The sequence below is a fragment of the Stutzerimonas nosocomialis genome, assembly GCF_005876855.1.
GTDB classification, from domain to species: Bacteria; Pseudomonadota; Gammaproteobacteria; order Pseudomonadales; family Pseudomonadaceae; genus Stutzerimonas; species Stutzerimonas nosocomialis.
Genome location: NZ_QLAE01000007.1, coordinates 117,686 through 143,646 on the forward strand (window position 1 = coordinate 117,686; position 25,961 = coordinate 143,646).

The following is a 25,961-nucleotide window of genomic DNA, read 5'->3' on the forward strand; positions in this document are numbered from 1 at the left end:
AAATGGCATGAGCAAACGGGTCGCACTGGTTCTGGGTTCGGGTGGCGCACGGGGGTATGCGCACATCGGCGTGATCGAGGAAATCGAGGCGCGCGGCTACGAGATCGGCTGCATCGCCGGCTGTTCGATGGGCGCCGTGGTCGGCGGGATACAGGCGGCAGGCCGCCTGGCGGACTACCGCGACTGGATCGAGAGCCTCGATTACCTGGACGTCCTGCGCCTGCTGGACCTGAGCTTCAGCCTGGGCGCGATCCGTGGCGAAAGGGTCTTCGGCCGGATCCGCGAGATCGTCGGCGAGATCGATATCCAGGACCTGCCGATCCCCTACACCGCGGTGGCCACCGACCTCACCCACCAGCAGGAGATCTGGTTCCAGGAGGGCTGCCTGCACCAGGCCATGCGCGCCTCCGCGGCGATCCCGAGCCTGTTCACCCCGGTCCTGCAGGGCAATCGCATGCTGGTCGACGGCGGCCTGCTCAATCCCCTGCCGATCGTGCCGGTGGTGTCGAGCCACTGCGACCTGATCATCGCGGTGAACCTCAACGGCAACAACCACGCCCAGTATCCGTTGCCGGAAATCGAGCGGCCCGGGCGGTTCGACATGATGGTCAGCTCGCTGACGGCGCACATCCCGTTCCGCCGCAAGAGCGATGTGAATCCGCTGAGCCTGGAACACGATGTGGCCGTGGCGGCCGAAGGCACGGACGACAGCCAGCCGGCCGCCGCGCCCACGGCCGAAGGCGCGCCCAAGTCGGCCGAAGGGTCGAGGGTGGCCGACGTGACCGGCCCGGCGTCGATGCTGGACCTGATCAACCAGAGTTTCGAGGTGATGCAGACGTCGCTCTCGCAGTACAAGGTCGCCGGCTATCCGCCCAACGTACTGATCAACATCCCCAAGCGCGCCTGCAAGTTCTACGAGTTCTACAAGGCGCCAGAGCTCATCCAGCTGGGGCGGCTGGTGGCCAGCGACGCCCTGGACGACTACGAGCGGTCCCACGGCCCCCGCTGAGGCGGCACGCTGGGCTCAGGCGTGCGGGTCCTGCGCGGGCGGCACGCCGGTTTCCTTGGTCACCCAGTCGGTCAGCAGGCTGTAGGCCACGGCCAGCAGGGTCGGGCCGAGGAACAGCCCCATGAAGCCGAAGGCCAGAAGGCCGCCGAACACGCCCAGCAGCACCACCACCAGCGGCAGGTTGCCGCCGCGGCTGATCAGGTACGGGCGCAGCACGTTGTCCACCCCGCTGACCACGAACATGCCCCACACACCGAGGAAGATCGCCATGCCGTAGTTGCCCTGCCAGGCGAGCCAGGCCGTGGCCGGAATCCACACCAGCGGCGGCCCCATGGGAATCATGCTCAGCAGGAAGGTCAGCAGCCCGAGCACCAGCGCACCCGGCACACCGGCGATGAGAAAGCCGATGAAGGCCAGCAGGCCCTGGGCGGCGGCCGTGCCGATCACGCCATTGACCACCCGCTGCACCGTGCCGGCCACCAGCTCGAGGTAATGATCGGCACGCGGACCGATCAGGCGCAGCAGCAGGCTGTGCACGAACGCCGCCAGGCGTGGCCCGTCGCGGTAGAAGAAGAACACCAGCACCAGGCTCAGCGCGAGCTCCAGGACACCGCCACCGATGCGTGCGCTGCGCACCAGCAGCCAGTTACCGACCTGGCCGATGTAGGGACGCAGGCTGTCGAACAGCGCGGTGCCCTGCTCGTCGATGGTTTCCCAGAGTTCGGCCAGATACGACCCAACCAGCGGCAGGTTGCCGAGCCACTCCGGCGGGGGCGGCAGGCCTTCGACCTGCAGGTCGCGAACCAGGGCGTTGGCATCGCGAATGTGGTCGGCGACGTTGAACCCCAGCCAGACCAGCGGGACCGCGACCAGCACCATCCAGCCAAGCGTGAGCAGACCGGCGGCCAGCGTCTGATTGCCGCGCAGCGAGCGGCTCAGCAAGCGCATCAGCGGCCAGCTGGCGAAAGCCAGGACCGCCGCCCAGAACAGGGCGGAAACGAAGGGCGCGAGTACCCAGAGACAGGCACCCAGCAAGGCCAGGAGCAGGATCTGCACCAGTAGGCGGTCGTTGTTGAGCATGCGAGCGAACCCTATCGAATGAACGGCGCGAACACCGGGCGCTGGCAGAAACTGCCGGCGCGCAAGTGTGCCCTAATGGCGCGGCGGCGCTACATCTTTTTGCATGCGAAGCGAAGCGCCTAGGGTGCGCCTTTCAGCGCAGCAGGCGAATGCGCAGGCCGTCCTCCTGGGACGGCTCGAGCTCGAGGCGCGTCGCCCTGATGCGCTCGGCCACCAGCGCATCGCGCCAGCCTTCGGACGCCCCGCCGGCCAGGCTGACGCGCAGGCTGCTGTCGAGGCGCAACACGCTGGCGAGCAGGTCGATCCAGGCCGGGCTCGGCTCGCCGAGACGCGGCAGGTTCAGCTCGCCACTGTCGCGCAGCTGGCGCAGCAACGTCGCCGAGGTCGGCAGCAGCTCGCCGAGCGGCGCATCGGGCGCGAGACGCTCGACATGCAGGTAGGGCCGCCCGTTGCCCCGGGTGATCCCGTAGAGGGCGACCAGGCTGTCGGCGTCGTCTGGCAGGCGCGCCAGCAGATACGCCTGCTGCGCTTCCGGCCCGTAGAGCATGGACTTGCCGAAGATCGAGTTGGCCCAGAGGCTGCTCGAACCGCAGTCCCGGCCCTCGCACCAGAACAGCAGTTCGGCATTGCGCTCGAGCAGCGCCTCTCGGCCCTGGGTGAAGGCCTCGATGCCGCTGTGGGTGCTGGGCAACAGGTAAGTGATCGCGGTCAGGTCGCCGGCGGTGACCACCTGGGCGGCCATCCGCAGGTTCCCGCCGATACGGCGCAGGGAATCCTGCGGGTAGATGCGCTCATCGACGTGCCGCTCGCGGTAATCGACGATTTCCGCCTGGGGATAGCGCTCCAGTATCTGCAGATCGGCGCTGCCGGGTACGTCCGCGGCCGAGGCGCCAAGGCCGGTCAGCAGCAGGAGCGAGAAAGTGAGCGGACGCAGCGAGGAGAGCCTGCCCATCAGCGCACCCGCCTCGACGCGGTCACGGGAAGCGTCGAGGCCCGCTGCGCCCTGCGGCCGAAACGAGCGCCCTGCGCTCCCCGCTCCAGAGGGGTGAACACGTCGTCGGGCAATGCGGCGGTGTAGAGATCGATCATCGGGGCACTCGTGGCAGGTTCCAGCCGTCAGCCTCAACAGTTGCCCGAATCAAGTCAAGGCACGCTTTGCGACAGACTTTTGCATGGCCTGGACAGGCCCGGCTCAGCCGGCGAAGAACGCGTTGAATCGCTCGGCCACCGCATCGGCACCCGCATCGTCGTCCAGGTGCAGATGATGGCCGCCGGCGATTCGGTGCATCTGGAACGGCAGCTGCTCGACGAACGCGCGCTGCGCCGGCTGGGTCAGCAGGCCCTGCTCGGCGAGGACCAGGCTCACCGGGCAGGCGATGCGGTCGACGAACGCCTGCGCATGGGCCCGCGTCAGGCGCATCGCCGAGGGCAGCATCAGCCTCGGGTCGGTCCGCCAGGTGAAACCGCCGGGCACCGGCATCAGCCCCCGCTGGACGAGCGCCTGCGCCGCTTCGTGACTGACCGCGCCGACACCCTTCATGCGCGCCTGCACCGCATCCTCGAAGCAGGCATAGACGGGCTTGCGCTTGGCGTCGACCGCCAGTTGCGCCAGCAAGGCTTCGCCGAGCCGGCCCGGAGCGCTGTCCGCCTCGCCGGTGTAGGGAATCACCCCGTCGATCAGCGCCAGGCGCTCGATGCGTTCCGGCAGCGCGCCGGCCAGCAGCACGGAGACGATCGCCCCCATCGAATGCCCGAGCAGCGAGAAGCGCTCCCAGCCGAGCTGTTCGGCGGCCCGCAGGACATCGAGCGCATAGTCCCAGATGGCGTAGTTGACGCCGGGCGGGCGATGCCCCGAATGGCCATGGCCGGGAAGGTCCAGCGCGACGATGCGCAGCCCCTCGAGCCGCGGCGCAAGGCGGGAAAAGGTCGCGGCGTTATCGAGCCAGCCATGCAGCGCGATGACCGGCCGCCCGTCGTCGGGGCCGTACTGGTGCGCCGCCAGGTCGACCCCGGACAGGCTCATGCGGATTTCTTCGAACGGCGCGTTCATGCGTACTCCTGATCCAGCCCGGCCATCGCCCAGCGGCTGAACAGCTCACGCAGCAGCCCTGCCGTCTGTTGCGGATGTTCCAGCGGGAACATGTGGCTGCCCGGCATGCACAACGCCTCGCCGCGTGGCATCAGCCGGGCCAGCATGGCGTGATGGGGGCGCACCACCCGGCTGTCATGGCCCCTGATCACGGCCAGCGGAACCTTGAGCATCAGCGGCCAGCCCGGCGTCACGTGGGGCACGCTGCGATAGATGCGTATCTCGGTCTGCGGGTCGAAGCGCAGCCTGAACCCATCGTTGTCGGGCGCAAGCCCGTGGGTCACGTAGGCCTCCAGGCAGTCGGGGTCGAATGCACGAAACAGCGGCTTGGCGGCGAAATAGTCCCTGGCCTGCTCGACGCTGGCGAAGCGCTCGCGTCGGCCAAGCGTCTGCCCGGCTGGTGTCAGCCGGTCGATGAAACCGAGGCGCTTGGCGGTCCAGATGGCCGCCTGGTCGAACCAGGTCAGCACCGGCGAGTCGAGCATCACGACCCCGCGATAGAACTCCGGCCGCTGTAGCGCGGCGTGATAGTGCAGCACGCCGCCCAGCGAATGTCCGACGCCCCAGACCGGCTCCGGCAAGGCCGACAGCTGCTCGAGCAGCTCACCCACCAGGTTGCTCCAGTTGTCGTCCACCGGGAAACGCGGATCGTGGCCGTGCTGCTCCAGATGCGTCACCCGATAATCGGGCGCCAGGGTCCTGAACAGCTTGTCGTAGGTCGCCGAGGGGAATCCATTGGCGTGGGCGAAAAAGACGTTTTGCATGGGCGGCGCAACATTCGATCGGAAGCGTCCATTGTCTGGCAGCGCCGGGCCGCCAGACAATCGCCATAGCCTGCCTGAATAGGCGGCACACCAGCCAAATCTGGCGCGGCGCCGGCCAAGGCGTCAGCTGCCCGGCTTGTCGTTGCCCAGCGGCACCACCGCAACGGTCAGTCGGGAAATGCAGCTGGGCTTGCCGTCGTCGCCGCTGAGGCGAATGTCCCAGACGTGGGTCGAGCGCCCCACGTGAACCGGCCTGCAGACCGCGGTGACCCGCCCGCTGCGCAGCCCGCGCAGATGGTTGGCGTTGACCTCGATACCCACGCAGTAGAACGCCGCCGGGTCGATGCACAGGTAGCTGGCGGTCGAGCCGAGCGTCTCGGCCAGCACCACCGAAGCGCCGCCGTGCAGCAGGCCGTAGGGCTGATGGGTGCGGGAATCGACTGCCATGCTGGCGGTGATCGACTCGCCATCGAACCCTTCGAAGCGGATGTCGAGCACCTCGCCGATGGTGTTCTTCTGGTTGGCGTTCAGTTCGTCCAGGTCGGGTTCACGTTTCCAGAGCGTCATGCGGTTTCCTTGTTATGGGTTGTCTGTCGTAGCCGCCACTCGCCGAGCAGGCCACCGGGCGGCGGCCTGCTCACGCTGCGTCTGTATCCGAGGGTAAGCCAGAAGAAACCGAATATCGATGGCCGGATGACCTGAGCCCGCGGCGACCGGGCACCACCGCGGGCAGCGGTCCCGGTTGACGCCCCGTGCGGTGCGCCCTGGGCAGGTGCGCCGTACGTGGCCGCTGTCAGGCCTGACGGGGGTGCCGCAAGGAAACCAGGCTCATCAGCCCGGCGGCGAGGTCCTCGCCTTCCAGCTCGGCAAGGCTGGCGGTCGCCATCGGCAGCGGTTCGTTGCGATGACCGTCGACCAGCCAGCCGCCCAGCGCGCCCACGAAGGGCTGATGGGTCACCAGCAGCAGATCGCGCTCCTCGCGCCGATCCAGGTAGAGCATCGCTTCGCGCAGGTCCGATTCGGGTGTCAACCAGGGCACGGTGACCACCGGCCCCTCGAAACGGAGCACCTGGCGCACCAGCTCGGCGGTCTGCTGGGCACGGTTGTACGGGCTGACCAGGATCGCCTCGAGCTGCTGCCCTTCCAGATGCGCCGCACTGCGGCGCACTTCCTCGCGCCCCGTGTCGGTGAGGTTGCGCTCGGCATCGGTGCGGGCACGCGGCTCGGCTTCACCGTGGCGCAACAGCCAGAGCTTCATGGCTGGCCTTCCTGAGCGCTGGAAGGCGGGGTGACCACCTCGACCACTTCGATATCGGCCGGACGCGGGGTCGGCCAGTCGGACATCGGCCAAGGCTTGCGGTCGGTATTGAAGGTCGCGAACCGACCGATCTGCGCGATGTACTGGCTCAGGCTATCGCCGAAGCGAAGCAGACCTTCGTGGGGGGCGCCGTTGATCAGGCGCAGCAGCATCTGCAGCACCACGACGGCCAGCAACAGCAGCTCGGCGAGCTGCCAGACGAAGAAGAACAACAGCATCCAGACGGTACGCAGGATGAGGTTTTCCCGGTCCGCGTTGCGAGTGAAATGATCCATGGCTACTCCTGCGGGCACCTAGAAACCGTCGGTGGAAATGAAATCCACGTCGGTCTTGGGCTCCCCGCGCATCAGCATTTCAATGACCTGCTCAAGGGTACGCCCCTCGAACAGAATGGCATGCAAGCCTGCGACAAGCGGCATGTAGACCTGCAGCTCCTCGGCCTTGCTCTTGAGGACCCGCAGGGTATTGACGCCCTCGGCCGTCTCGCCACCCAGCCGCTCGATGGCGTCAGTGAGGGTGAGCCCCTCCCCGAGCGCGTGACCGACCTGGAAGTTGCGGCTCTTCGACGAGGTACAGGTGACGATCAGGTCCCCTACCCCGGCCAGTCCGAGAAAGGTCATGGGATTGGCGCCCAGGCGCACGGCGAAGCGCGTCATCTCGGCCAGCGCGCGCGTGATCAGCATGCTGCGGGTGTTTTCGCCCATGCCGAGCGCTGCCGCCATGCCGGCCATGATCGCGTAGACGTTCTTCAGCGCGCCGCCCAGCTCCACCCCGAAGCGGTCCCGGCTGGCATAGACGCGGAAGGTGCGGCCGTGCAGCACCGCCTGGACGTCGCGGCACAGGGCTTCGTCGTCGCTGGCGACGACGGTGGCGGTCAGCGCGTGCTCGGCCACTTCCCGGGCGAGATTGGGGCCGGACAACACGCCCACCCGGGCGTCTGGCACCACCTGCTGCAGGATCTGGCTCATCAGCAGGAAGCTGTCGGCCTCGATGCCCTTGGTGGTGCTGACCAGCGCCTTGCCGGCGAGCTGAGCGGCATAAGGGCCCAGCGCCTGACGCAGGGCGCTCGAGGGCAACGCGACGAAGATCAGCGAGCAGTCGGCCAGCGTCTGCTCCAGATCGGTGACCGGCTGCACGCCGGGAAGAATCGCCACGCCCTTGAGGTAGCGAGGATTGCGCCGCTCCTGGCGCATCGTTTCAGCCTGCTCGGCGTTGCGCATCCACAGCCGCGCGGTGTGCCCGTTCTCCGCCAGCAGATTGGCGATGGCGGTGCCGAAGCTGCCGCCGCCAAGCACGGCGATGAGTTGCTGATCTGTCATGGGGGTTCCGTTGTGAGCCATGCGAGATGGCAATGCCGCGCATTATACGTCGCCCATCCCCGACCACCAGACGGCGCCGGACGAGTCTGCGCAGGCAGCGTCCGCGGCGGCCCACCGCGGACATGCCCGCACCGAATTCTTCCTCATAAGCGCCCAAGGCTTCGCCCGGCGACCACTAGTGTTAAAGTAGCAGCCCATTTGCGCCTCGTGCAGTACCTGGAAGGGGTGTGCGACCGCCATACCGGTAGAGGATCGGCGCTGTGACTTTCAGCGCCACGCCGCAGTCTATGACTAGTCTTGAGTCAGGCCGCTGGCCCGACGAAGCAGCAAGCCTCCATCAAGAGGACCATTGAGGAATACGCATGACCAAACAACACGCATTTACCCGGGAAGAACTGCTGCGCTGCAGCCGCGGTGAGCTGTTCGGGCCCGGAAATGCACAGCTGCCGTCGCCGAACATGCTCATGGTCGACCGCATCGTTCATATCAGCGAAGTCGGCGGCAAGTTCGGCAAGGGCGAACTGGTCGCTGAACTCGATATCAACCCGGACCTGTGGTTCTTCGCCTGCCATTTCGAAGGCGACCCGGTGATGCCGGGCTGCCTCGGGCTCGATGCCATGTGGCAGCTGGTAGGTTTCTACCTCGGCTGGCAGGGCAACCCCGGACGCGGCCGCGCGCTGGGCTCGGGTGAAGTGAAATTCTTCGGCCAGGTCCTGCCGACCGCCAAGAAGGTCACCTACAACATTCATATCAAGCGCACCATCAACCGCTCGCTGATCCTCGGCATCGCCGATGGCACCGTCAGCGTCGATGGCCGCGAGATCTACAGTGCCGAAGGTTTGCGTGTCGGCCTGTTCACCTCTACCGACAGTTTCTGAAGGACTTCCGCATGCGCCGCGTCGTGATCACCGGTCTGGGTATCGTTTCCTGCCTGGGCAATGATAAAGACACCGTCTCCGCCAACCTGCGCGCCAGCCGCCCCGGTATTCGCTTCAACCAGGAATATGCCGACATGGGCCTGCGCAGCCAGGTTTCGGGCTCGGTCAACCTCAACCTCGAAGAACTCATCGACCGCAAGGTCCTGCGCTTCATGGGCGATGCGGCGGCGTATGCCTACCTGGCCATGGAGCAGGCCGTAAAGGACGCGGGCTTCACCGCCGACGAGATCTCCAATCCACGCTTCGGCCTGATCGCAGGCTCCGGCGGTGCGTCGACCATCAACCAGATGGAAGCCATCGACATCCTGCGTGACAAGGGCGTCAAGCGCATCGGCCCATACCGCGTCCCGCGCACCATGAGCAGCACCGTGTCGGCGTGCCTGGCCACGCCGTTCCGCATCAAGGGCATCAACTACTCCATCGCCTCGGCCTGCGCCACCAGCGCGCATTGCATCGGCCATGCGATGGAGCAGATCCAGATGGGCAAGCAGGACGTGGTCTTCGCCGGCGGCGGCGAAGAAGAACACTGGAGCCAGAGCTGCCTGTTCGACGCCATGGGCGCCCTCTCCAGCCAGTACAACGCGACGCCGGAGAAAGCCTCGCGCGCCTACGATGCCAAGCGTGACGGTTTCGTCATCGCCGGCGGCGGCGGCATGGTGGTGGTCGAGGAGCTGGAGCACGCGCTCAAGCGTGGCGCCAAGATCTATGCCGAGATCGTCGGCTACGGCGCAACCTCCGACGGTTACGACATGGTCGCCCCGAGCGGCGAAGGCGCGCTGCGCTGCATGCAGCAGGCGATGGCCACCGTCGAGGGCCCGGTCGACTACCTCAACACCCACGGCACCTCCACCCCGGTGGGCGACGTGGCCGAAGCCAAGGCCGTCCGCAACATGTTCGGCGACAAGATGCCGGCCATCAGCTCCACCAAGAGCCTGTCGGGCCACTCCCTGGGCGCTGCCGGCGTTCACGAGGCGATCTATTCGATGCTGATGATGGAGGGCAACTTCATCGCCGGCTCGGCCAACATCGACGAGCTGGACGCCGAGGTGGCCGATCTGCCGATCGTTCGCGAAACCCGCGAAGACGCCAAGATCGATACCGTCATGAGCAACAGCTTCGGTTTCGGTGGCACCAACGCCACGCTGGTCCTCAAGCGCTGGAAAGGCTGAGTGACCGACGCGTAAACGAAAACGGCGCCCCAGGGCGCCGTTTTCGTTTCTACGTTTCTACGTTTCTACTTCGATTGAGCCCGGGCCATGGCCCGGACTCGATGTCGTCATACGCGATCGGTCTCGCCCTGCGGCAGCGGATCGTAGTCGCCATGGGCAATGCAGGATGCCGCGGTGAACAGCACGTCGGTCGACGAGTTGAGCGCCGTCTCGGCCGAGTCCTGAACGATGCCGATGATGAAACCGACCGCCACCACCTGCATCGCCAGTTCATTGGAAATGCCGAACAGGCTGCATGCCAGCGGAATCAGCAGCAGCGAGCCGCCGGCCACGCCCGACGCGCCGCAGGCGCAGACCGCGGCCACCAGGCTCAGCAGCAGCGCCGAAGGAATATCGACCGCCACGCCCAGAGTGTGCACCGCCGCCAGAGTCAGCACGGTGATGGTGATCGCCGCGCCCGCCATGTTGATGGTCGCACCCAGCGGAATGGAGACCGAATAGGTGTCCTCGTGCAGGCCAAGGCGCTGGCACAGCTGCAGGTTCACCGGAATGTTGGCCGCCGAGCTGCGGGTGAAGAACGCCGTCAGGCCGCTTTCACGCAGGCAGGTGAAGACCAGCGGGTACGGGTTGCGGCGGATCTTCCAGAAGACGATCAGCGGGTTCATCACCAGGGCGACGAACAGCATGCAGCCGACCAGCACCACCAGAAGGTGCAGGTAACCCAGCAGCGCGTCGAAGCCGGATTCGGCCAGGGCGCCGGCGACCAGGCCGAACACCCCCAGCGGCGCGAAACGGATAACCACCCTCACGATCAGCGACACACCGGCCGAGAGGTCGCCGATCAGCGCGCGGCTGCTGTCGCTGGCGTGGCGGAAGGCGAAGCCGAGCCCTATCGCCCAGGCCAGGATGCCGATGAAGTTGGCATTGAGCAGCGCCGACACGGGGTTGTCGGCAACGCTGAAGAGCAGCGTGCGCAAGACCGCGGAAATGCCTTCCGGCGGCGCCACGTCGGTGGCCTGGCTGACCAGCACCAGGCTCGACGGGAAGGCGAAGCTCGCGAGCACCGCGACCACGGCAGCGCTCAGCGTGCCCAGCGCATAGAGCAGCATGATCGGCTTGATGTGGGTCGGCTGACCACGCTTGTGGTTGGCCAGCGACGACATCACCAGCACGAACACCAGGATGGGCGCCACCGCTTTCAGGGCCGCGACGAAAAGATCGCCAACCAGGCTGGCGGATGTCGCCAGGCCCGGCGCAATCAGCGCCAACAGGCAACCGGCGACCAGGCCGACGAGAATCTGGCCCACCAGACTGGTTCGGGTAATGGCGCGAAGTACGGGGTTTGTCGCTTCAGACATTGGCGTGCATCCCTCTGGTGACTGGCAGACAGGCCCCTCCTGCCCTGCCAAAAAACGGCGGATACTACGCTGCCGACGCCGCAAAGCCCAGCCTGCGGCCGCGCCCAAATGACGCGACCCAATGAAAACGCCCCGCAAGCGGGGCGTCAGCGAGCACGACGACGCGTCAGCTCCGGTCCTTGCCCGGCGCCGGTTTGCCTTCCAGCGGCGGCAGCATCAGGGCTTTTTCCAGATCGATGCCGGCCCCCTCGGCGACCCGACGACCGTAATCCTCGTCGCAGTGCCAGAAGTGCCAGACCATGCGCAACTGGATGTCTTCCGGACAGGCCTTCATGTCGGCCACCAGGTTGGCGATCAGGTCGTCGCGCTCCCACTCCTCGAAGGTCCGGTAGCGCTCGCCCGCCTGGGTGTAGTCGGCGGCGGTCTTGACCGTCTGGTAGCGCCCCAGGTTGCCCTCGACCCAGGGAGTATGCTCGGTGCCGGGGTATGGCGACTCCTTCAGTCCACCCTGCGAGCTCGGCTCGTAGTTCACATGGGGATTCTCACCGCCGGTGTCCACGTAGAAGGCCATCTGCCCGTCACGCTGGTTGGTGGCCGTCGGGCGCTTGGGTGCGTTGATCGGCAACTGGAGGTAGTTGGGGCCGACGCGGTAGCGCTGCGTATCGGAGTAGGACAGCGTACGACCCTGCAGCATCTTGTCATCGGAGAAGTCGATGCCGTCCACCAGGACGCCGGTGCCGAAGGCGGCCTGCTCCGTCTCGGCGAAGACGTTCGACGGGTTGCGGTCGAGCACCAGGCGCCCCACCGGCATCAGCGGAAACCTGTCCTCGGGCCAGCGCTTGGTGTCGTCCAGCGGATCGAAGTCCAGCTCGGGGTGCTCGCCGTCGGCCATGATCTGGACGCACATTTCCCACTCGGGGTATTCGCCACGCTCGATCGCGTCGTACAGGTCGCGGGTGGCGTGGCCGACGTCATGCTTCTGGATCTCGGCCGCCTGCTCGCTGGTCAGGTTCTTGACCCCGAGCCTGGGCCCGAAGGAGAACTTGCACAGCACCGCCTCACCCTTGGCGTTGACCAGCTTATAGGTATTTACGCTGGAGCCTTCCATGTGCCGGTAGTTGGCCGGAATACCCCAGGGACTCTTCACCCAGGTCACCATGTGCAGCGACTCGGGGTGATGCTGGACGAAATCGTAGAAGCGCCAGGGCTCCTGGCGGTTGCTCAGCGGGTCGGGCTTGAACGCGTGGATCATGTCGGGAAACTTGATCGCATCGCGAATGAAAAAGATCTTCAGGTTGTTGCCCACCAGGTCCCAGTTGCCTTCGACGGTATAGAACTTGATCGCGAAGCCGCGGGGATCGCGGGCCGTCTCGGGGGATTCCTTGGCGCCGATGACGGTGGAAAAGCGCAGGAAGACCGGCGTCCTGCTGCCCGCCTCGGTCAGCACCTTGGCGCGGGTATAGGTGGTGGCCGGCTCGTCGCCGATCTTGCCGTAGGCCTCGAAATAGCCATGGGCGGCGGTCCCGCGTGCGTGCACGACACGCTCGGGAATGCGTTCGCGGTCGAAATGGGTGATCTTTTCCAGAAACTGGTAGTTCTCTAGCGTGGCGGGGCCGCGTTCGCCGACACTACGCAGACTCTGGTTGTTGTGAACGGGATGTCCCTGACGGTTGGTGAGGGACGTGTTGTCTTCGGTCATGAGACGGCTCCAGGCTGATCGACGGATACGTTTTCGAAATCCCCCGACCTCAAGGGTTCTGACTCTCCGACGAACGCCGGCTGCGCCCCGCTCGTCACCGAGCCGCAATCCCGCCCCGGAACGACCGCATCACCGCTCCCGGCTTCGACATGCCACCTCGCACCCTGCAACGCTCGACAGGAATCACCACCCGATGATCAAGACATTCGCACTGTTCGGCCTCACCGCCATTGCCGAGATAGTGGGCTGCTACCTGCCCTACCTGTGGCTCAAGCACGGCAAGAGCGCCTGGCTGCTGGTGCCGGCGGCCCTGGCCTTGGCGCTCTTCGCCTGGCTGCTCACGCTGCATCCGACCGAGGGCGCGGGACGCATCTACGCGGCTTATGGCGGGGTCTACGTCGGGACGGCGCTGCTCTGGCTGTGGCTGGTCGATGGCATTCGGCCCAGCGGCTGGGACGTGCTCGGAAGCCTGGTGGCGATCGCCGGCATGCTGATCATCATGTTCGCGCCGCGCGCCGGCTGATCATTCCTCGATAAGGATCGCCTCCGGGTAGCCAAACCGAAGCCCCCGGAGCCGTTGGTGGGTTGCCTATCGGCCGCCCTGGTGCCGGACGCGACGGGGACGAGGCGCGAAGGCGGCGGCGAACAGCAGCACCAGCAGTTCCGCCAGCCAGGCCAGCAGCAATCCGCAACAGAGCGCCCAGGCGATGGCATCCGGTGCGAGCAGCACCTGATAGCGATAGCCGTTGTAGGTTTCCTCGAGCAAGGCCCGGTCGGCACCGGTGAGCAGATGCCAGGCTTTCGCGTACCAGGGCGACTGCATCGCCTGCCATTCCCGGTCCAGCAGGGCCTTGCGCTGCAACAGGCCATTCAGGCTGCGGGCGTCGCTGCGAAATACCGGGTCCTCGCTGTCGGCATAATGCGCGACGAGGGCATTCAGGTCGCCGGCGAAAAAGCGCCGCGCGGTGTCCTGGAATCCTTCGAGGCTATGGGTCGCTTCGATCCGGTGAGACTCGACGCGCTTGCCGTAGTCGGCCATGAAACCGGGCACCTGCACCCCGACCAGCAGCCCGAGACCGAACAGCATCAACCGCAGGTAGCTTCTCAGCATGCCGGGACCTGCCCCCGGGCGACACACTCGCCCCCGCGCCACAGCGACCAGTCGCCGGGCTGGTGAAGGGTCCAGCGCTCGTTGTCGGTCAAGGGCTCGGTGGCCAGCACCGTGACTACGTCGTTGGGCGTGGTCTCGGCATGGAAATCCACCGTCAGCTCGGCGTCACGCAGCTGGGCCGGCCCGAAAGGCGAGCGCCGGGTGATTTCCGCGAGCTTGGTGCTGCAGAAGCTGAACAGCCATTCCCCGTTGCTCAACAGGCAATTGAACACGCCCCGGCTGCGGTATTCGGAGCAGGCCTCGATCAGCGTCTCGAGCAGCGCGTGGCCTTCGACCGGCTCGGGAAAACGGCTGCGGATGCGGTTGAGCAGGTCGCAGAAGGCCGCCTCGCTGTCCGTTTCGCCCACCGGACGGTAGAAGCCGCGGGCGGGGTGGAACTCGGCGAGCTGGCCGTTGTGCGCGAAGCACCAGTGCTGGCCCCAGAGTTCGCGCACGAAGGGGTGCGTGTTGACCAGGCAGACCTTGCCGACATTGGCCTGCCGGATGTGGCCGATGACCACTTCGCTCTTGATCAGATAGTGCTGGACCATCTTGGCGACTTCGGATTCGCAGCTCGCCACCGGGTCCTGGAACAGGCGCAGGCCACGCCCCTCATAGAAGGCGATGCCCCAGCCGTCCTTGTGCGGGCCGGTCTTGCCGCCGCGCTGCATCAGGCCGGTAAAGCTGAACACGATATCGGTGGGAACGTTGGCGCTCATGCCGAGCAATTCACACATGCCTTGCCTCCGCTGTTCGACCAGAATCTTGCTGCCCGATGCCTACAGACGCGGTTCGGCGCGCACGGAGCGGCCGCCCGGCCTTCTCCTGCCTTCGTCCCATTCATCGTCTTCCATGCGCTCGCGCAAGGTGCGCGGATCGCCCTGCTCCTCGTCGACGTCACCACGGCGCTGCCTGAGCCAGCGCTCCAGCGGCCAGCGGAGGGCGACCAGCGCCAGGTAGAGACCGAAGGCGATCAGGCCGTAGAGCGCGAGATCGGCGACGGCACGCCAGGCGTTGTTGCCGATCTTGAACAGCACATCCAGTGCCGTGATGGCGATCGCCGGCGCGAACAGCTCGCGGGCAGGATCGACGATGGTCGGCGTGAACAGCAGCACCGCCACCACCAGACGCAGCGGCTCGCGCAGCCAGCGCCACAGCGGCCGGGTCATGCGGAACCAGACCAGAAGAAGTCCCAGGGCGCCCACACCGTAAAGGGCCCAGGCCAGCAGGTATTCGTTTTGTGCAATCAGCATGTAGGACTCTCAACTACCGAGGCGGAGCGATGCTCGACGCGACCGGATCGCGCTGCGCGCCACCTGCAGGCCACTCGAAAGGCGATGATAACAGGCCTGCCGCACGACCTGCGCGAGGTTGCCGAAAACCGTCCGGACGAGATCGCGCCGGCTCCCGCGGGAAATACCAGGACAGAAAAGGATTCGCGGGCCGGGCGACTAAAATCACTGCCGCAATGCCATACTGGATGCAACTGTCATCTCAGGAGGAGCCGCCATCATGACTTACAAGTATCTTCTGGTCGCAACCGATTTGAACGACGAATGCCATCCGGTCGTCGCCCGGGCCCAGGACCTGGCGACCGCCAGCGGCGCCCGGCTCGCGCTGGTGCATGTGATCGAGCCGATGGCCATGGCGTTCGGCGGTGACGTGCCCATGGACCTTTCGATGCTGCAACAGCAGCAGTTCGATCAGGCCCGCGAACGGCTCGACGGCTTCGCCAGCCACTACCCGAGCCTGAGCCCGGAACAGCGCTTCCTGGCTTACGGCCAGCCGCGCCAGGAAATCCACCGGCTGGTCAAGGAACAGGGCTGCGACCTGGTCGTCGTCGGCAGCCACGGCCGCCACGGGCTGGCGCTGCTGCTCGGCTCCACCGCCAATGACATTCTCCACGGAGCGCCCTGCGACGTGCTGGCCGTGCGCCTCAATCGCACCGAATGACCCTTCGCTGGCGCCTGCCACAGGCGCCAGCGCCCTCCTCTAGTCGCCGTCGCCCCCTTCGCCGGCGCTCATCACCAGTGGCCTGATCTTCTGCAGCTGGGTTTCCAGGGAATAGGTCAGGCTCGTCGCCATCGAGAAGAACGCCAGGAAGGCCTTCAGGTTGGAGTCGGCACTGCAGGTTTCGTGGATGCGCTGCCAGAACGCCTGGTTGACCAGCTGCAGCTGCTGGAACAAGCGCACCAGCCCCCGAAGCTCCCAGTCGGCATGCCGTCCTTCGCGCATGTTGAAGTACTGCCGCGCCAGGTAGAGGGAAATCGAGCGCAGCACGAACTCCTGATTGCTGGCGAAAGGCAGGTGTTGCTGGGCCATGGGCTTGAGCCTCGTCAGCAACGGACAGGCACTGGTCGCCATGATCACGCCCAGCAGCGAGCGCAGCCCTTCGTCCAGTCCGACCTGCTTGCTGTATTCACGCTCGGGGGTGCGGATCCACACGTGCGCCTTGTGTACGGCCGCAAGGCCATGAAAATCCTCGATCACCCGCTGCAGATCCAGCGCCGCGGGGCAGTGGCTGAATTTTTCTCTCGATAGCGGGCAATTGCTGCACTGCTGGTGTTCGAGCCGCGTCCAGCGGGGGGCTTCGGCCGCGGCGCGCTCGTCGTAGCCGCGCTCGAGCTGTATCCGGTAGTGAAACTCGTGTTGATCGTCCAGGGTGATGCGATAGTCGATAGCCATCTCGTGCCGATCACCCTGGTCGGGGCGCTCACTCTTCGAGTTCGGCCCAACGCTCCAGCAGGCGATCGAGTTCCTCTTGCTGGCCTTCCAGACGAGACAGCACCTCACTGGTCTGGTCGGCGGATTGTTGATAGAAGGCGGGGTCGGAGATCTGCGCCTGAAGCGCCTCGATATTCCGCTCCGCCGCATCGATGAGCCCGGGTAATGCGTCGAGTTCACGTTGCAGTTTGTAGCTGAGCTTCTTGCGCGCGGCAGGCTCGGACGCGGCGGCGGCAGGTGCGGGCGCTTCGGCCGCCGACTTGGCGACAGGCGCGGCCTTGCTGTCCTTCTGCTCCCCGACACCCAGCAGTCGCGGCGACCCGCCCTGGCGCAGCCAATCCTGGTAACCCCCCACGTACTCGCGGACCCGCCCCTCGCCCTCGAACACCAGCGTGCTGGTGACCACGTTGTCCAGGAAGGCACGGTCGTGGCTGACCATCAGCACCGTGCCCTGGAACCCCAGCAGCACTTCCTCGAGCAACTCGAGCGTTTCGACGTCCAGGTCGTTGGTCGGCTCGTCCAGCACGAGCAGGTTGGCTGGCTTGCTGAAGAGCTTGGCGAGCAAAAGCCGTGCCCGTTCGCCTCCAGACAGCGCCTTGACGGGGGTGCGGGCACGCTGGGGACTGAACAGGAAGTCGCCCAGGTAGCTCAGTACGTGGCGGTTCTGGCCATCGATGGTGATGAACTCACGGCCCTCGGCCATGTTGTCGATAACCGTCTTCTCGGGCTCGAGCTGGTGACGCAGCTGGTCAAAATATGCCACTTCGAGCTTGGTGCCGGTCTCGATGGTACCCGCGGTGGGCTGCAGGTCGCCGAGCAGCAGCTTGAGCAGTGTCGTCTTGCCCGTGCCGTTGGCGCCCAGCAGGCCGATACGGTCGCCACGCTGCAGAACCAGGGAAAAGTCGTGGATCAGCAGTTCGCCACCGGGATGACGGAAGTCGACGTGCTCGGCGACGATCACCTGCTTGCCGGATTTCTCCGCGGTCTCGATCTGGAAGGTCGCCTTGCCCTGGCGTTCGCGTCGCTCGCTGCGCTCGGCACGCATCGCCTTCAGCGCGCGCACGCGCCCTTCGTTGCGGGTGCGCCGGGCCTTGATGCCCTGACGAATCCAGACCTCTTCCTGGGCGAGCTTCTTGTCGAACAAGGCGCTGGCGGTTTCCTCGGCGGCGAGCTGCTGCTCCTTGTGGACCAGGAAGCTGGCGTAGTCGCCCGCCCAGTCGATCAGGTGGCCCCGGTCGAGTTCGAGAATGCGTGTCGCCAGGTTCTGCAGGAAGGCACGGTCGTGGGTGATGAACAGGACCGCGCCGTTGAAGCCCATCAGCGCCTCTTCCAGCCAGGCGATCGCACCGATATCCAGATGGTTGGTCGGCTCGTCCAGCAGCAGCAGATCCGGCTCGGACACCAGCGCCTGCGCCAGCAGCACGCGCCGACGCCAGCCACCGGACAGCTCGGCCAGGGTCTTCTCGGCCGGCAGCTGCAGGCGGCTCAGGGTGCTCTCCACCAGTTGCTGCAGGCGCCAGCCATCCTTGGCCTCCAGGGCCTGCTGCACGTGCATGAGCTTGTCGAGATCGGCCTCGTCCTTGATGTTCTGGCTCAGGTGGTGGTACTCGGCGAGCAGCTCGCCCACCCCGGCCAGGCCTTCGGCGACGACGTCGAACACGGTGCGATCGTCGGCGCGGGGCAATTCCTGGGGCAGCTCGCCGATCTTCAGCCCCGGCGCCTTCCAGATCTCGCCATCGTCGGCGCCCTGGTCGCCCTTGACCAGGCGCAACAGGCTCGATTTGCCGGTACCGTTGCGCCCGATGATGCACACCCGCTCGCCCCGGGCGATCTGCCAGGACACCTGATCCAGCAGGGGGGTGGTGCCATAGGCGAGAGACACATCGGTGAACTTGAGCAGCGTCATGGGTACCTCCGGAAACAGGGCGCGCATTCTAGCAGAAGGACACCGCCCCAACGGGCGCCGACGAGGCTTTCGGCAGGCGCTTCGGACCGGCCGAACACCGCTGCCCTGCTACGCTCGTCGGAAGTATGGCTTTCAATGGTGTCCGGACTTTTCCTCTCGTTCCGCTGCCTGGACGGGCACGCTAAGCTACCGGCAACCCCCTCAATGTCCCCGTCCTTCGGAAGTATCATGCGCGGTCGACTGTCCTGCTTCGTTGTTTGCCTGTTTTTCTCAGCCGCCTCCCTCAGCTCGCATGCCGCCACACTCAGCCAGCAGCGCCAGTACTACGATGAAGCCAAGAACGCGCTGGCCAAGGGCGACCGGGGGCCGTACACCCGATACGCCAGTCTTCTGCGCGACTACCCGCTGACACCCTACCTGGCCTATGACGACCTGACCGCACGGCTGAAGACGGCGAGCAACGCCGAGGTCGATCGCTTCCTCACCGACCATGGCGACCTGCCCCAGGCCAGCTGGATGAAGCTGCGCTGGCTGCGCCTGCTGGCCCAGCGTGGCGACTGGCAGCCGTTCGTCAAGTACTACGACCCCAAGCTCAATTTCACCGAACTCGACTGCCTCTACGGGCAATACCAGCTCAGCCACGGGCAGCTCAGCGAAGGATTCGCCACCGCCGAGCGGCTATGGCTGGTCGGCAAATCGCAACCCGATGCCTGCGACAACCTGTTCGATCGCTGGGCCGCCGAAGGGCAGCTCACCGAAGAGCGCATCTGGAAGCGCGCCCGGCTGGCCGTCGAGGCCGGGAACTACAGCCTGGCCACCTTTCTTTCCAGACGCCTGACGACCCTGGAGTCGCAGGCGAAGCTGATGATCGAGGTGGCGCAGAAGCCGCAGATGCTCAGCCAGACCAACCGTTTCTCGCCGGCCAGCGAGGCCATGGGCGACGTGGTCGGCATCGGCCTGCGCCGGCTGGCCCGCCAGGACCCTGAAAAGGCACTGGGCATGCTGGAAAGCTATGCGGCCCGGATGAAGTTCTCGAGCGACGAAAAGGTCGCGATCGCCCGTCAGATCGGCCTGACCTTCGCCCGGCGGTTCGACGAACGGGCCCTGCCGGTGATGGCCACCTATGACCCGGACCTGCGCGACAACACGGTCAGCGAATGGCGCGCCCGGCTGCTGCTGCGCCTGGGGCGCTGGGACGAAGCCCATGCGCTGATCCAGCGCTTTCCCCAGGAGCTGGCCGAGACCAGCCGCTGGCGCTACTGGAAAGCGCGCAGCCTCGAGTTGGCGAAGCCCAAAGACCCGCAGATCGCCCAGCTGTACCAGCCGGTGGCCAGGGAGCGCGACTTCTATGGCTTCCTCGCCGCCGACCGGATCCAGGCGCCCTACAAGCTCAACCACCAGCCCCTCGCGCTGAGCAAGTCGGTGATGGAGAAGGTTCGCAACACCCCCGGCATCCGCCGGGCGCTGGAATTCCACGCGCGCGGCCAGATCGTCGACGGACGCCGCGAGTGGTATCACGTGAGCCGGCATTTCAACCGCGACGAGATGGTGGCCCAGGCGCGGCTGGCCTATGACATGGAGTGGTATTTCCCGGCCATCCGCACCATCAGCCAGGCGCAGTACTGGGACGACCTGGACGTCCGCTTTCCGATGGCGCATCGGGGGACGCTGGTGCGCGAAGCGAAGAAGCGCGACCTGCACCCCAGCTGGGTGTTCGCCATCACCCGCCAGGAAAGCGCGTTCATGGCCGATGCCCGCTCGGGCGCTGGCGCCACCGGCCTGATGCAGCTGATGCCGGCCACGGCCAAGGAAACCGCCCGCCGCTTCAGCATTCCGCTGGCCTCACCGCAGCAGGTCCTGAACCCGGACACCAATATCCAGCTCGGCGCCGCCTACCTGAGCCAGGTCTACGGGCAATTCAACGGCAACCGGGTGCTCGCCTCGGCCGCCTACAACGCCGGCCCGGGGCGCGTCAGGCAGTGGCTGCGCGGCGCCGAGCACCTGTCGTTCGACGTCTGGGCCGAGAGCATCCCGTTCGACGAAACCCGCCAGTACGTGCACAACGTGCTGTCCTATGCAGTGATCTACGGGCAGAAACTCAACGCGCCGCAACCCCTGGTTGAATGGCACGAGCGCTACTTCGACGCCCGCTGACCCCAGCGCAGCCGCGCGGCATGCTCAGTCGAGAATCTCGACCGGCATGCCGACGGCCAGCTCCCCCTCGCCCTCGGCGATCAGGTTCTGCCCGAAAAACACCCCGCCCTCGCCCTTGCGATAGGTCTGCAGCGTCGCGAGCGGTTCGCGGTCTTCGCCACGCAGGCCCGACAGCGGATCGATCGTCGTGATGATGCAGCGTGAGCAGGGTTTCACGACGCGAAACTCGAGCGTGCCGATCCGAATCCGTCGCCATTGATCTTCGGCATAGGCTTCGGCTCCGCTGACCACGAGATTGGGGCGAAAGCGCGTCATCGGCAGTGCACGACCGACGCGTCGCGACAGATCGTCCAGCGACGCCTGGCCGATCAGCAGGAAGGGAAACCCGTCGGTGAACGCGGTGCGCTCGCCCGGGGAGGCATAGCCGGTATCGACCTGAATGGCCCGCTCCCGCGGCAGGTAGACCAGCCGGCAGGCGCGGCCGAGCGATGCGCTCAGCCATTGCGCGGCATCGTCGCCGGCATCGGGCATCAGCGCGCTTTCACGCCAGATACGTACCCCGCGCAGTTCAGCGCCCGCCGGCGGCACCTCGGCCAGCAGGTCCGGCATGCCCGGCGCCTGCAGGCGCAACGCGTCTTCGCCGACCCAGCGGGCGGTGAGCAGCGCCATCGACGGCACCAGTCGCTGGGTGATGAAGGCCCCCGTGGCGGCATCGACCACCATCCATCGACGGTCGCCGGCCAGCCCGATGCGTTCGACATCGGCACGCTGCAACGGCTCGGCAGCGGAGGATTTGAGAGGGAAGCGATACAGGGAGCAAAGGTGCACGGGCTGCGCCTCGTCTGGTCGAACGGAAGCGCAGCAGCATACCTCAGGAATCGATCAGCTGGCCTGATCGAGCAACAGCCGGTCGCGGATCACCTGGGCGAGCTTTTCAGGCTGGAACTTGGAGAGGAAGTCATTGCAGCCGACCTTCTGCACCATGGCCTGGTTGAAGCTGCCCGACAGCGAAGTGTGCAGCACCACGTACAGATCGCGCAGGCGCGGGTCGTTGCGAATCTCGGTGGTCAGGCGGTAGCCGTCCATCTCTGGCATCTCGGCGTCGGTGAAGACCATCAACAGCTTCTCGCTCAGCACCTCGCCCTGGTCGGCCCAGCCCTTGAGCATCTGCAGGCCCTTAAGGCCGTCGCTGGCGGTATGCATCTTCAGGCCGAGCTGGGTGAGCGTCTCGCGCAGCTGCGCCAGTGCCACCGAGGAGTCGTCCACCAGCAGGACTTCGCGGCCATGGGCGCGCTTGAGCACCGGGTCGGCCAGATGCTCGGCGGGAATCTTGGTGTTGTAGGGCACGATCTCGGCCAGCACCTTTTCCACGTCGATGATCTCGACCAGCTGGTCTTCCACCTTGGTGATCGCGGTCAGGTAATGCTGGCGACCGGCGCTGCCCGGCGGCGGCAGGATCGACTCCCAGTTCAGGTTGAGGATGCGGTCGACGCCGCCCACCAGGAACGCCTGCACCGAGCGGTTGTACTCGGTGACGATGATGGTGCTGCGTTCATCGGGAACCAGCGGCCGCAGGCCGATCGCCTGGGACAGGTCGATCACCGGCAGGGTCTGCCCGCGCAGGTTGATCACGCCGCAGACGTAGCGATGCCGATGGGGCATCAGGGTCAGCTTGGGCAGCTGCACCACTTCCTGGACCTTGAACACGTTGATCGCGAACTGCTGACGTCCCGAGAGGCGGAACATGAGGATTTCCAGTCGATTCTCGCCCACCAGCTGCGTGCGTTGATCGACCGAATCGAGAATACCGGCCATTTCAGGCTCCTAAATAATCGGGACAACGACATATCGGCGGCCGGGGGCCGCTCTTGAACCGTTATCGACAGGATTTGAAGGAACCTAAGCTAGCACAACGCCATCATCCCGATCGACGGCAGACGGGGCCATCCCTCCGGCGAATCACCCTTCATTCATCCGCCGGCGCGACCGGGTCCGGATGGGCCAGGAGCAGCGGACACCCCGGTGGCAGGTGCACACGCAGCGCGTGTTGGCGCAGCGAGATCCGCAGGGCCTCGGCGGCGGTCGGCTCGCCATCGAGGTTGATGTCGATGGCTTCGGGTGCATCCAGTTCGATCCAGGGCACACGGGTGTTGATCGAAACGGACTCGAGGCCGCGCAGCCCACCGTTGAGCAGGGTGCTCAAGGTGCCCACCGCGTCGGCCGGCGCGGGCACGATGCAGACGTCCAGCAGCCCATCGTCTATCTGCGCATGCGGGCACAGCAGCTGGCCGCCGCCCGCCTGCCGGCCATTGCCGATACCGAGCGCGAGGAAATCGCCCTGCCATTCGAAACCGGGAGCGCGGAAATGGCCCCAGGCCGAACTGACCTCGGCGAAGCGCGTGAGCCCGGTGAGCAGGTACGCGCCGCCGCCGAGCACCTTCTTCAGATCCTCGGAGGTATTGGCCGTCACCCGGGAGCCGAAACCGCCCGTAGCCATATTAAGGAAGACCTGGCCATTGACCTCGCCCACATCGACCGGCACCGCCGGCTCGTCGAGCAGGGCCAGCGCCTCATCGGGCTGCAGGGAGATTCCCGCGGCCCTGGCGAAGTCGTTGGCCGTTCCGAGCGGCATGATCGCCAGGCTCGCCTCGGCCTGCTCCAGCACCAGCGCCTCGGCGACGTCCCGCAGGGTGCCGTCCCCGCCTCCCGCAATGATCGTGGGGTATCCCGCCGCTAGGGCCTCGCGGACGATGCGCTGACTGTCGCCAGCCTCCCAGGTCACCCTCACGGCAAGGTCCCAGCCCAGCTTGCGCCGCTCTTCCACCGCCAGACGCACATCGTCGTTGAGGGCCTGCTTGCCATGCAGCACCAATAACGCCTTGGGTTCGCTCATTACCGTTCCTACGTTGACCCGTACGTCGATCAGACCCGAGCCACGCGCTTAAGTTGTCGCGCCAGCGCCCAGCCGGTCGCCGGGCTTCGCGGGGACGGCCGGCAAATCCGCTGTCGCCCCGCCGCCTGGGCACGCCTGAAAAACCGCTGTTAAAACAAGGTTTTCGGAAACCGTGGGAGCGCTCGACAAAATCTTTCCGGGGCCTTCGCAGGACTGAACTCATTTCGGAGCGGACGGTCGGAGCAGAGGTCCGAATGATGGTTGCTTCTGGCACACCGCCACCAGGCCCGCGCACCGCCGCGTTTCAAATTGAGTATTGAGCTAGCTAGTTAGCTGGGGAAGGAGCCTTGTATGCGCTTGCAGTCTGTGGGAACCCTTGAATACGCCCATCCGAGTTTCGTCGATTATTTCCTCGCCAGCGTCCGGCTGATCCATGGTCTCACGGCGATCCTGCCCGGCCTCCTGCTGCTGGCGTACCTTCCGGACACCATCACCGCCGGCGGCGTGTTCAGCGCCTTTCTCTTCTTCTTCGCCATCATCAGCGTGGTGATCTTCCAGAGCCTGGGCATCTACAGCGAAGAAGTCTTCAGCACCCTGCTGCGCTTTCGCATCATGCTGCTCGCCTGGGCGGCGGCCTTCAGCCTGCTGATCTTCATGCATCAGGGCATGGGCATGTTCAGCTACCTGGAAGCCGGGCACCTGGCGTTCTGGTTCATCGCCAGCACCATCCTGTTCGGCGCCGAGCGCCTGATGATGCTCGCCCTGTTCCGCCGCCTGATGGCCCGTGGCATGTTCCTGCAGAACGCGGTGATTCTCGGCGGCACCGACAACGGCATCCGCGTGGCCGAATACCTGCAGCACAACCAGGACATCCGCACCGGGGTCCTGGGCTTCATCGACGACCGCCTCGAACGTCTGCCGAGCACCCTCGCCGACCTCCCGCTGCTGGGCAACACCCGGGACCTTGAGCGGATGATTCGCGAAGAGAAGGTCTCCCAGGTGCTGGTCGCCCTCCCCTGGTTCGCCGACAGCCGCATCGGCCAGGTGATCAACGAGCTGCGCAAGCTACCGGTCAACGTGCTGCTGGTGCCGGACATGGTCGCCTTCCGTCACGCCAACAAGCGGATCACCGAAGTGGCGGGCCTGCCGACGCTGATGGCGTCCGACCTGCCGCTGCGGGGCTGGTCGCCGCTGTTCAAGCGCCTGGAAGACATCATCATCTCCAGCATCGCGCTGCTGTTCGCCGCCCCGGTGATGCTGATCATCGCCGCCGCCATCAAGCTCGACTCGCCCGGGCCGGTGCTGTTCCGCCAGAAGCGCTACGGCTACAACAACCGCCTGATCGAAGTCTTCAAGTTCCGCTCGATGTACCACGCCAAGAGCGACGCCAACGCCGAGCGCCAGACCACCCGCGGTGACGATCGCATCACCCGAGTGGGCCGTTTCATCCGCAAGACCAGCCTGGACGAGCTGCCGCAACTGCTCAACGTGTTCCTGGGCAGCATGTCGATGGTAGGCCCCCGCCCCCACGCCACCGCCACCAAGGCAGCCGGCGTCCTGTTCGAAGACGCCGTGGCCGAATACTCGGCACGCCATCGCGTCAAGCCCGGGATCACCGGCTGGGCGCAGATCAATGGCTACCGCGGCGAAACCGACACGCTCGAAAAGATCGAAAAGCGCGTCGAGTTCGACCTGGACTACATCGAGCGCTGGTCGGTGTGGTTCGACCTCAAGATCCTGTTCTTGACCGTCCCGGCTCTGCTCTTCAACAAGGACGTGTACTGATCTTTCGTTATATCGCTCCCGGGCCAACTGCCCGGCGGGCGCATATTGAACCGGAGTCGCCCTAAGTATCCCGAAGGACGCAAAGGAACTAAATGAATCTCGTGATTATCTCATTGACGATCCATGACACAGACGGCTCATCCAACCCGCGGCGCGGAGCTGAGCATGTTCAATAACATCTTGATCGTTTGTGTCGGGAATATCTGCAGAAGTCCGATGGCCGAAGCGTTGCTCGGTCACAGACTCCAGGGAAAAGGCCTGACGATTCATTCGGCAGGCATAGGCGCACTAGTAGGGAACCCTATGGACAAGACCGCCCATGAAGTATTGCAGGACAACGGACTGGAGCACCCGGCGCACCGTGCGCGCCAGGTGGAAAGCGACATGCTTCACCAGGCCGATCTGATCCTTGCGATGGAAAACAGTCATATCCAGCACATCCGCCAGATAGCGCCCGAGGTGCATGGTAAGACGTTTCTAATTGGTAAGTGGCAACAGGATCTGGAAATACCCGATCCCTATCGCCAATCCAAACCCGCTTTTGAACATGTCTACAGCCTTTTGACCCAGTCCGTCGAAAGCTGGCTTCCTTACCTTAAATAGTAG

Annotated in this window: 27 protein-coding genes; 8 read left to right on the forward strand and 19 right to left on the reverse strand. The window is 65.7% G+C overall.

Annotated features, from left to right (window positions below):
• Positions 1-7 precede the first annotated feature (7 nt).
• Positions 8-1,009, forward strand: coding sequence for a patatin-like phospholipase family protein (locus tag DN824_RS06430; RefSeq protein ID WP_138407519.1), 1,002 nt, complete (start codon positions 8-10; stop codon positions 1,007-1,009).
• Between the two features lie 15 nt (positions 1,010-1,024).
• On the opposite strand, the gene DN824_RS06435 is transcribed toward DN824_RS06430, so the two are convergent.
• The 9 genes from DN824_RS06435 to DN824_RS06470 form a co-directional block, all read right to left on the reverse strand.
• The gene (locus DN824_RS06435) at positions 1,025-2,089 is read right to left on the reverse strand and encodes an AI-2E family transporter (RefSeq protein WP_138407520.1); all 1,065 of its coding nucleotides are present in this window, start codon (positions 2,087-2,089) and stop codon (positions 1,025-1,027) included.
• A 133-nt stretch (positions 2,090-2,222) separates the two neighbouring features.
• Complete coding sequence (locus DN824_RS06440; RefSeq protein WP_138407521.1) at positions 2,223-3,041, reverse strand: DUF4892 domain-containing protein; 819 nt, start codon at positions 3,039-3,041, stop codon at positions 2,223-2,225.
• A complete protein-coding gene (locus tag DN824_RS22460) occupies positions 3,041-3,178 on the reverse strand; it encodes a hypothetical protein (protein ID WP_158295368.1) in 138 nt (45 codons plus the stop codon). Before DN824_RS22460 ends, DN824_RS06440 begins: the two co-directional genes overlap by 1 nt.
• Before the next feature lie 103 nt (positions 3,179-3,281).
• Positions 3,282-4,139, reverse strand: coding sequence for an alpha/beta fold hydrolase (locus DN824_RS06445; protein ID WP_138407522.1), 858 nt, complete (start codon positions 4,137-4,139; stop codon positions 3,282-3,284).
• Complete coding sequence (locus tag DN824_RS06450) at positions 4,136-4,942, reverse strand: alpha/beta fold hydrolase (RefSeq protein ID WP_138407523.1); 807 nt, start codon at positions 4,940-4,942, stop codon at positions 4,136-4,138. The genes DN824_RS06445 and DN824_RS06450 overlap by 4 nt, the downstream gene beginning before the upstream one ends.
• A gap of 123 nt (positions 4,943-5,065) precedes the next feature.
• On the reverse strand, positions 5,066-5,509 hold the full coding sequence (locus DN824_RS06455) for a hotdog fold thioesterase (protein WP_138407524.1): 444 nt from the start codon (positions 5,507-5,509) through the stop codon (positions 5,066-5,068).
• Positions 5,510-5,735: 226 nt separating this feature from the next.
• Entirely contained in the window at positions 5,736-6,200 is a 465-nt protein-coding gene (gene sixA, locus DN824_RS06460) for a phosphohistidine phosphatase SixA (RefSeq protein ID WP_138407525.1), read from the reverse strand.
• Positions 6,197-6,535, reverse strand: a complete 339-nt coding sequence (locus tag DN824_RS06465) for a DUF4389 domain-containing protein (RefSeq protein ID WP_138407526.1) — start codon at positions 6,533-6,535, stop codon at positions 6,197-6,199. The genes sixA and DN824_RS06465 overlap by 4 nt, the downstream gene beginning before the upstream one ends.
• Before the next feature lie 18 nt (positions 6,536-6,553).
• Positions 6,554-7,579 (reverse strand): NAD(P)H-dependent glycerol-3-phosphate dehydrogenase, encoded by a 1,026-nt coding sequence (locus DN824_RS06470; protein WP_138407527.1) that lies wholly within the window; start codon positions 7,577-7,579, stop codon positions 6,554-6,556.
• A 362-nt stretch (positions 7,580-7,941) separates the two neighbouring features.
• Here DN824_RS06470 and fabA point away from each other — a divergent pair, with 362 nt between their 5' ends.
• On the forward strand, positions 7,942-8,457 hold the full coding sequence (gene fabA / locus DN824_RS06475) for a 3-hydroxyacyl-[acyl-carrier-protein] dehydratase FabA (protein WP_138407528.1): 516 nt from the start codon (positions 7,942-7,944) through the stop codon (positions 8,455-8,457).
• Between the two features lie 11 nt (positions 8,458-8,468).
• Positions 8,469-9,686 carry a beta-ketoacyl-ACP synthase I gene (gene fabB / locus DN824_RS06480; RefSeq protein ID WP_138407529.1) on the forward strand — a complete coding sequence of 406 codons (1,218 nt, stop codon included), beginning with the start codon at positions 8,469-8,471 and terminating at the stop codon, positions 9,684-9,686.
• 107 nt (positions 9,687-9,793) lie between these two features.
• Here fabB and sstT read toward each other — a convergent pair whose 3' ends face one another.
• Together sstT and DN824_RS06490 are read right to left on the reverse strand one after the other, a co-directional pair.
• Positions 9,794-11,044, reverse strand: coding sequence for a serine/threonine transporter SstT (sstT, locus tag DN824_RS06485; protein WP_138407530.1), 1,251 nt, complete (start codon positions 11,042-11,044; stop codon positions 9,794-9,796).
• Between the two features lie 166 nt (positions 11,045-11,210).
• Positions 11,211-12,743: a catalase gene (locus DN824_RS06490; protein ID WP_138407531.1), complete on the reverse strand. Its 1,533-nt coding sequence runs from the start codon at positions 12,741-12,743 to the stop codon at positions 11,211-11,213.
• A gap of 193 nt (positions 12,744-12,936) precedes the next feature.
• Between DN824_RS06490 and DN824_RS06495 the strand changes: the two genes are divergently transcribed.
• Positions 12,937-13,266: a YnfA family protein gene (locus DN824_RS06495; protein ID WP_138407532.1), complete on the forward strand. Its 330-nt coding sequence runs from the start codon at positions 12,937-12,939 to the stop codon at positions 13,264-13,266.
• Positions 13,267-13,332: 66 nt separating this feature from the next.
• On the opposite strand, the gene DN824_RS06500 is transcribed toward DN824_RS06495, so the two are convergent.
• The 3 genes from DN824_RS06500 to DN824_RS06510 are packed head-to-tail and all read right to left on the reverse strand — an operon-like array spanning position 13,333 to position 15,146.
• Positions 13,333-13,854: a DUF2937 family protein gene (locus DN824_RS06500; RefSeq protein WP_138407533.1), complete on the reverse strand. Its 522-nt coding sequence runs from the start codon at positions 13,852-13,854 to the stop codon at positions 13,333-13,335.
• The gene (locus tag DN824_RS06505; protein WP_138407534.1) at positions 13,848-14,630 is read right to left on the reverse strand and encodes a class II glutamine amidotransferase; all 783 of its coding nucleotides are present in this window, start codon (positions 14,628-14,630) and stop codon (positions 13,848-13,850) included. Before DN824_RS06505 ends, DN824_RS06500 begins: the two co-directional genes overlap by 7 nt.
• A gap of 42 nt (positions 14,631-14,672) precedes the next feature.
• Positions 14,673-15,146, reverse strand: a complete 474-nt coding sequence (locus DN824_RS06510; protein WP_138407535.1) for an MFS transporter — start codon at positions 15,144-15,146, stop codon at positions 14,673-14,675.
• Positions 15,147-15,405: 259 nt separating this feature from the next.
• Here DN824_RS06510 and DN824_RS06515 point away from each other — a divergent pair, with 259 nt between their 5' ends.
• Positions 15,406-15,846 (forward strand): universal stress protein, encoded by a 441-nt coding sequence (locus DN824_RS06515; RefSeq protein ID WP_138407536.1) that lies wholly within the window; start codon positions 15,406-15,408, stop codon positions 15,844-15,846.
• A 39-nt stretch (positions 15,847-15,885) separates the two neighbouring features.
• On the opposite strand, the gene DN824_RS06520 is transcribed toward DN824_RS06515, so the two are convergent.
• Both DN824_RS06520 and DN824_RS06525 read right to left on the reverse strand, forming a co-directional pair.
• The gene (locus tag DN824_RS06520; protein ID WP_138407537.1) at positions 15,886-16,578 is read right to left on the reverse strand and encodes a DUF6901 family protein; all 693 of its coding nucleotides are present in this window, start codon (positions 16,576-16,578) and stop codon (positions 15,886-15,888) included.
• Between the two features lie 28 nt (positions 16,579-16,606).
• Positions 16,607-18,523, reverse strand: a complete 1,917-nt coding sequence (locus tag DN824_RS06525) for an ATP-binding cassette domain-containing protein (protein WP_138407538.1) — start codon at positions 18,521-18,523, stop codon at positions 16,607-16,609.
• Positions 18,524-18,751: 228 nt separating this feature from the next.
• On the opposite strand from DN824_RS06525, the gene DN824_RS06530 reads away from it, so the two are divergent.
• Complete coding sequence (locus DN824_RS06530) at positions 18,752-20,677, forward strand: transglycosylase SLT domain-containing protein (protein WP_138407539.1); 1,926 nt, start codon at positions 18,752-18,754, stop codon at positions 20,675-20,677.
• 24 nt (positions 20,678-20,701) lie between these two features.
• Here the strand turns inward: DN824_RS06530 and DN824_RS06535 are convergent, their stop codons facing one another.
• The 3 genes from DN824_RS06535 to yegS form a co-directional block, all read right to left on the reverse strand.
• A complete protein-coding gene (locus DN824_RS06535) occupies positions 20,702-21,505 on the reverse strand; it encodes an MOSC domain-containing protein (RefSeq protein WP_138407540.1) in 804 nt (267 codons plus the stop codon).
• A 54-nt stretch (positions 21,506-21,559) separates the two neighbouring features.
• Complete coding sequence (locus DN824_RS06540) at positions 21,560-22,492, reverse strand: chemotaxis protein CheV (protein ID WP_138407541.1); 933 nt, start codon at positions 22,490-22,492, stop codon at positions 21,560-21,562.
• 151 nt (positions 22,493-22,643) lie between these two features.
• Complete coding sequence (gene yegS, locus DN824_RS06545) at positions 22,644-23,570, reverse strand: lipid kinase YegS (protein WP_138407542.1); 927 nt, start codon at positions 23,568-23,570, stop codon at positions 22,644-22,646.
• Between the two features lie 351 nt (positions 23,571-23,921).
• Here yegS and DN824_RS06550 point away from each other — a divergent pair, with 351 nt between their 5' ends.
• Both DN824_RS06550 and DN824_RS06555 read left to right on the forward strand, forming a co-directional pair.
• Entirely contained in the window at positions 23,922-25,355 is a 1,434-nt protein-coding gene (locus DN824_RS06550; protein ID WP_138407543.1) for an undecaprenyl-phosphate glucose phosphotransferase, read from the forward strand.
• Between the two features lie 165 nt (positions 25,356-25,520).
• Complete coding sequence (locus DN824_RS06555) at positions 25,521-25,958, forward strand: low molecular weight protein-tyrosine-phosphatase (RefSeq protein WP_138407544.1); 438 nt, start codon at positions 25,521-25,523, stop codon at positions 25,956-25,958.
• Positions 25,959-25,961: the final 3 nt, after the last annotated feature.

Bases quoted from the DNA above. Each gene is read 5' to 3' on its own strand.
- DN824_RS06430 (WP_138407519.1), top strand. From the start codon at position 8: ATGAGCAAACGGGTCGCACTGGTTCTGGGTTCGGGTGGCGCACGGGGG.
- DN824_RS06435 (WP_138407520.1), bottom strand. From the start codon at position 2,089: ATGCTCAACAACGACCGCCTACTGGTGCAGATCCTGCTCCTGGCCTTG.
- DN824_RS06440 (WP_138407521.1), bottom strand. From the start codon at position 3,041: ATGGGCAGGCTCTCCTCGCTGCGTCCGCTCACTTTCTCGCTCCTGCTG.
- DN824_RS22460 (WP_158295368.1), bottom strand. From the start codon at position 3,178: ATGATCGATCTCTACACCGCCGCATTGCCCGACGACGTGTTCACCCCT.
- DN824_RS06445 (WP_138407522.1), bottom strand. From the start codon at position 4,139: ATGAACGCGCCGTTCGAAGAAATCCGCATGAGCCTGTCCGGGGTCGAC.
- DN824_RS06450 (WP_138407523.1), bottom strand. From the start codon at position 4,942: ATGCAAAACGTCTTTTTCGCCCACGCCAATGGATTCCCCTCGGCGACC.
- DN824_RS06455 (WP_138407524.1), bottom strand. From the start codon at position 5,509: ATGACGCTCTGGAAACGTGAACCCGACCTGGACGAACTGAACGCCAAC.
- sixA (WP_138407525.1), bottom strand. From the start codon at position 6,200: ATGAAGCTCTGGCTGTTGCGCCACGGTGAAGCCGAGCCGCGTGCCCGC.
- DN824_RS06465 (WP_138407526.1), bottom strand. From the start codon at position 6,535: ATGGATCATTTCACTCGCAACGCGGACCGGGAAAACCTCATCCTGCGT.
- DN824_RS06470 (WP_138407527.1), bottom strand. From the start codon at position 7,579: ATGACAGATCAGCAACTCATCGCCGTGCTTGGCGGCGGCAGCTTCGGC.
- fabA (WP_138407528.1), top strand. From the start codon at position 7,942: ATGACCAAACAACACGCATTTACCCGGGAAGAACTGCTGCGCTGCAGC.
- fabB (WP_138407529.1), top strand. From the start codon at position 8,469: ATGCGCCGCGTCGTGATCACCGGTCTGGGTATCGTTTCCTGCCTGGGC.
- sstT (WP_138407530.1), bottom strand. From the start codon at position 11,044: ATGTCTGAAGCGACAAACCCCGTACTTCGCGCCATTACCCGAACCAGT.
- DN824_RS06490 (WP_138407531.1), bottom strand. From the start codon at position 12,743: ATGACCGAAGACAACACGTCCCTCACCAACCGTCAGGGACATCCCGTT.
- DN824_RS06495 (WP_138407532.1), top strand. From the start codon at position 12,937: ATGATCAAGACATTCGCACTGTTCGGCCTCACCGCCATTGCCGAGATA.
- DN824_RS06500 (WP_138407533.1), bottom strand. From the start codon at position 13,854: ATGCTGAGAAGCTACCTGCGGTTGATGCTGTTCGGTCTCGGGCTGCTG.
- DN824_RS06505 (WP_138407534.1), bottom strand. From the start codon at position 14,630: ATGTGTGAATTGCTCGGCATGAGCGCCAACGTTCCCACCGATATCGTG.
- DN824_RS06510 (WP_138407535.1), bottom strand. From the start codon at position 15,146: ATGCTGATTGCACAAAACGAATACCTGCTGGCCTGGGCCCTTTACGGT.
- DN824_RS06515 (WP_138407536.1), top strand. From the start codon at position 15,406: ATGACTTACAAGTATCTTCTGGTCGCAACCGATTTGAACGACGAATGC.
- DN824_RS06520 (WP_138407537.1), bottom strand. From the start codon at position 16,578: ATGGCTATCGACTATCGCATCACCCTGGACGATCAACACGAGTTTCAC.
- DN824_RS06525 (WP_138407538.1), bottom strand. From the start codon at position 18,523: ATGACGCTGCTCAAGTTCACCGATGTGTCTCTCGCCTATGGCACCACC.
- DN824_RS06530 (WP_138407539.1), top strand. From the start codon at position 18,752: ATGCGCGGTCGACTGTCCTGCTTCGTTGTTTGCCTGTTTTTCTCAGCC.
- DN824_RS06540 (WP_138407541.1), bottom strand. From the start codon at position 22,492: ATGGCCGGTATTCTCGATTCGGTCGATCAACGCACGCAGCTGGTGGGC.
- yegS (WP_138407542.1), bottom strand. From the start codon at position 23,570: ATGAGCGAACCCAAGGCGTTATTGGTGCTGCATGGCAAGCAGGCCCTC.
- DN824_RS06550 (WP_138407543.1), top strand. From the start codon at position 23,922: ATGCGCTTGCAGTCTGTGGGAACCCTTGAATACGCCCATCCGAGTTTC.
- DN824_RS06555 (WP_138407544.1), top strand. From the start codon at position 25,521: ATGTTCAATAACATCTTGATCGTTTGTGTCGGGAATATCTGCAGAAGT.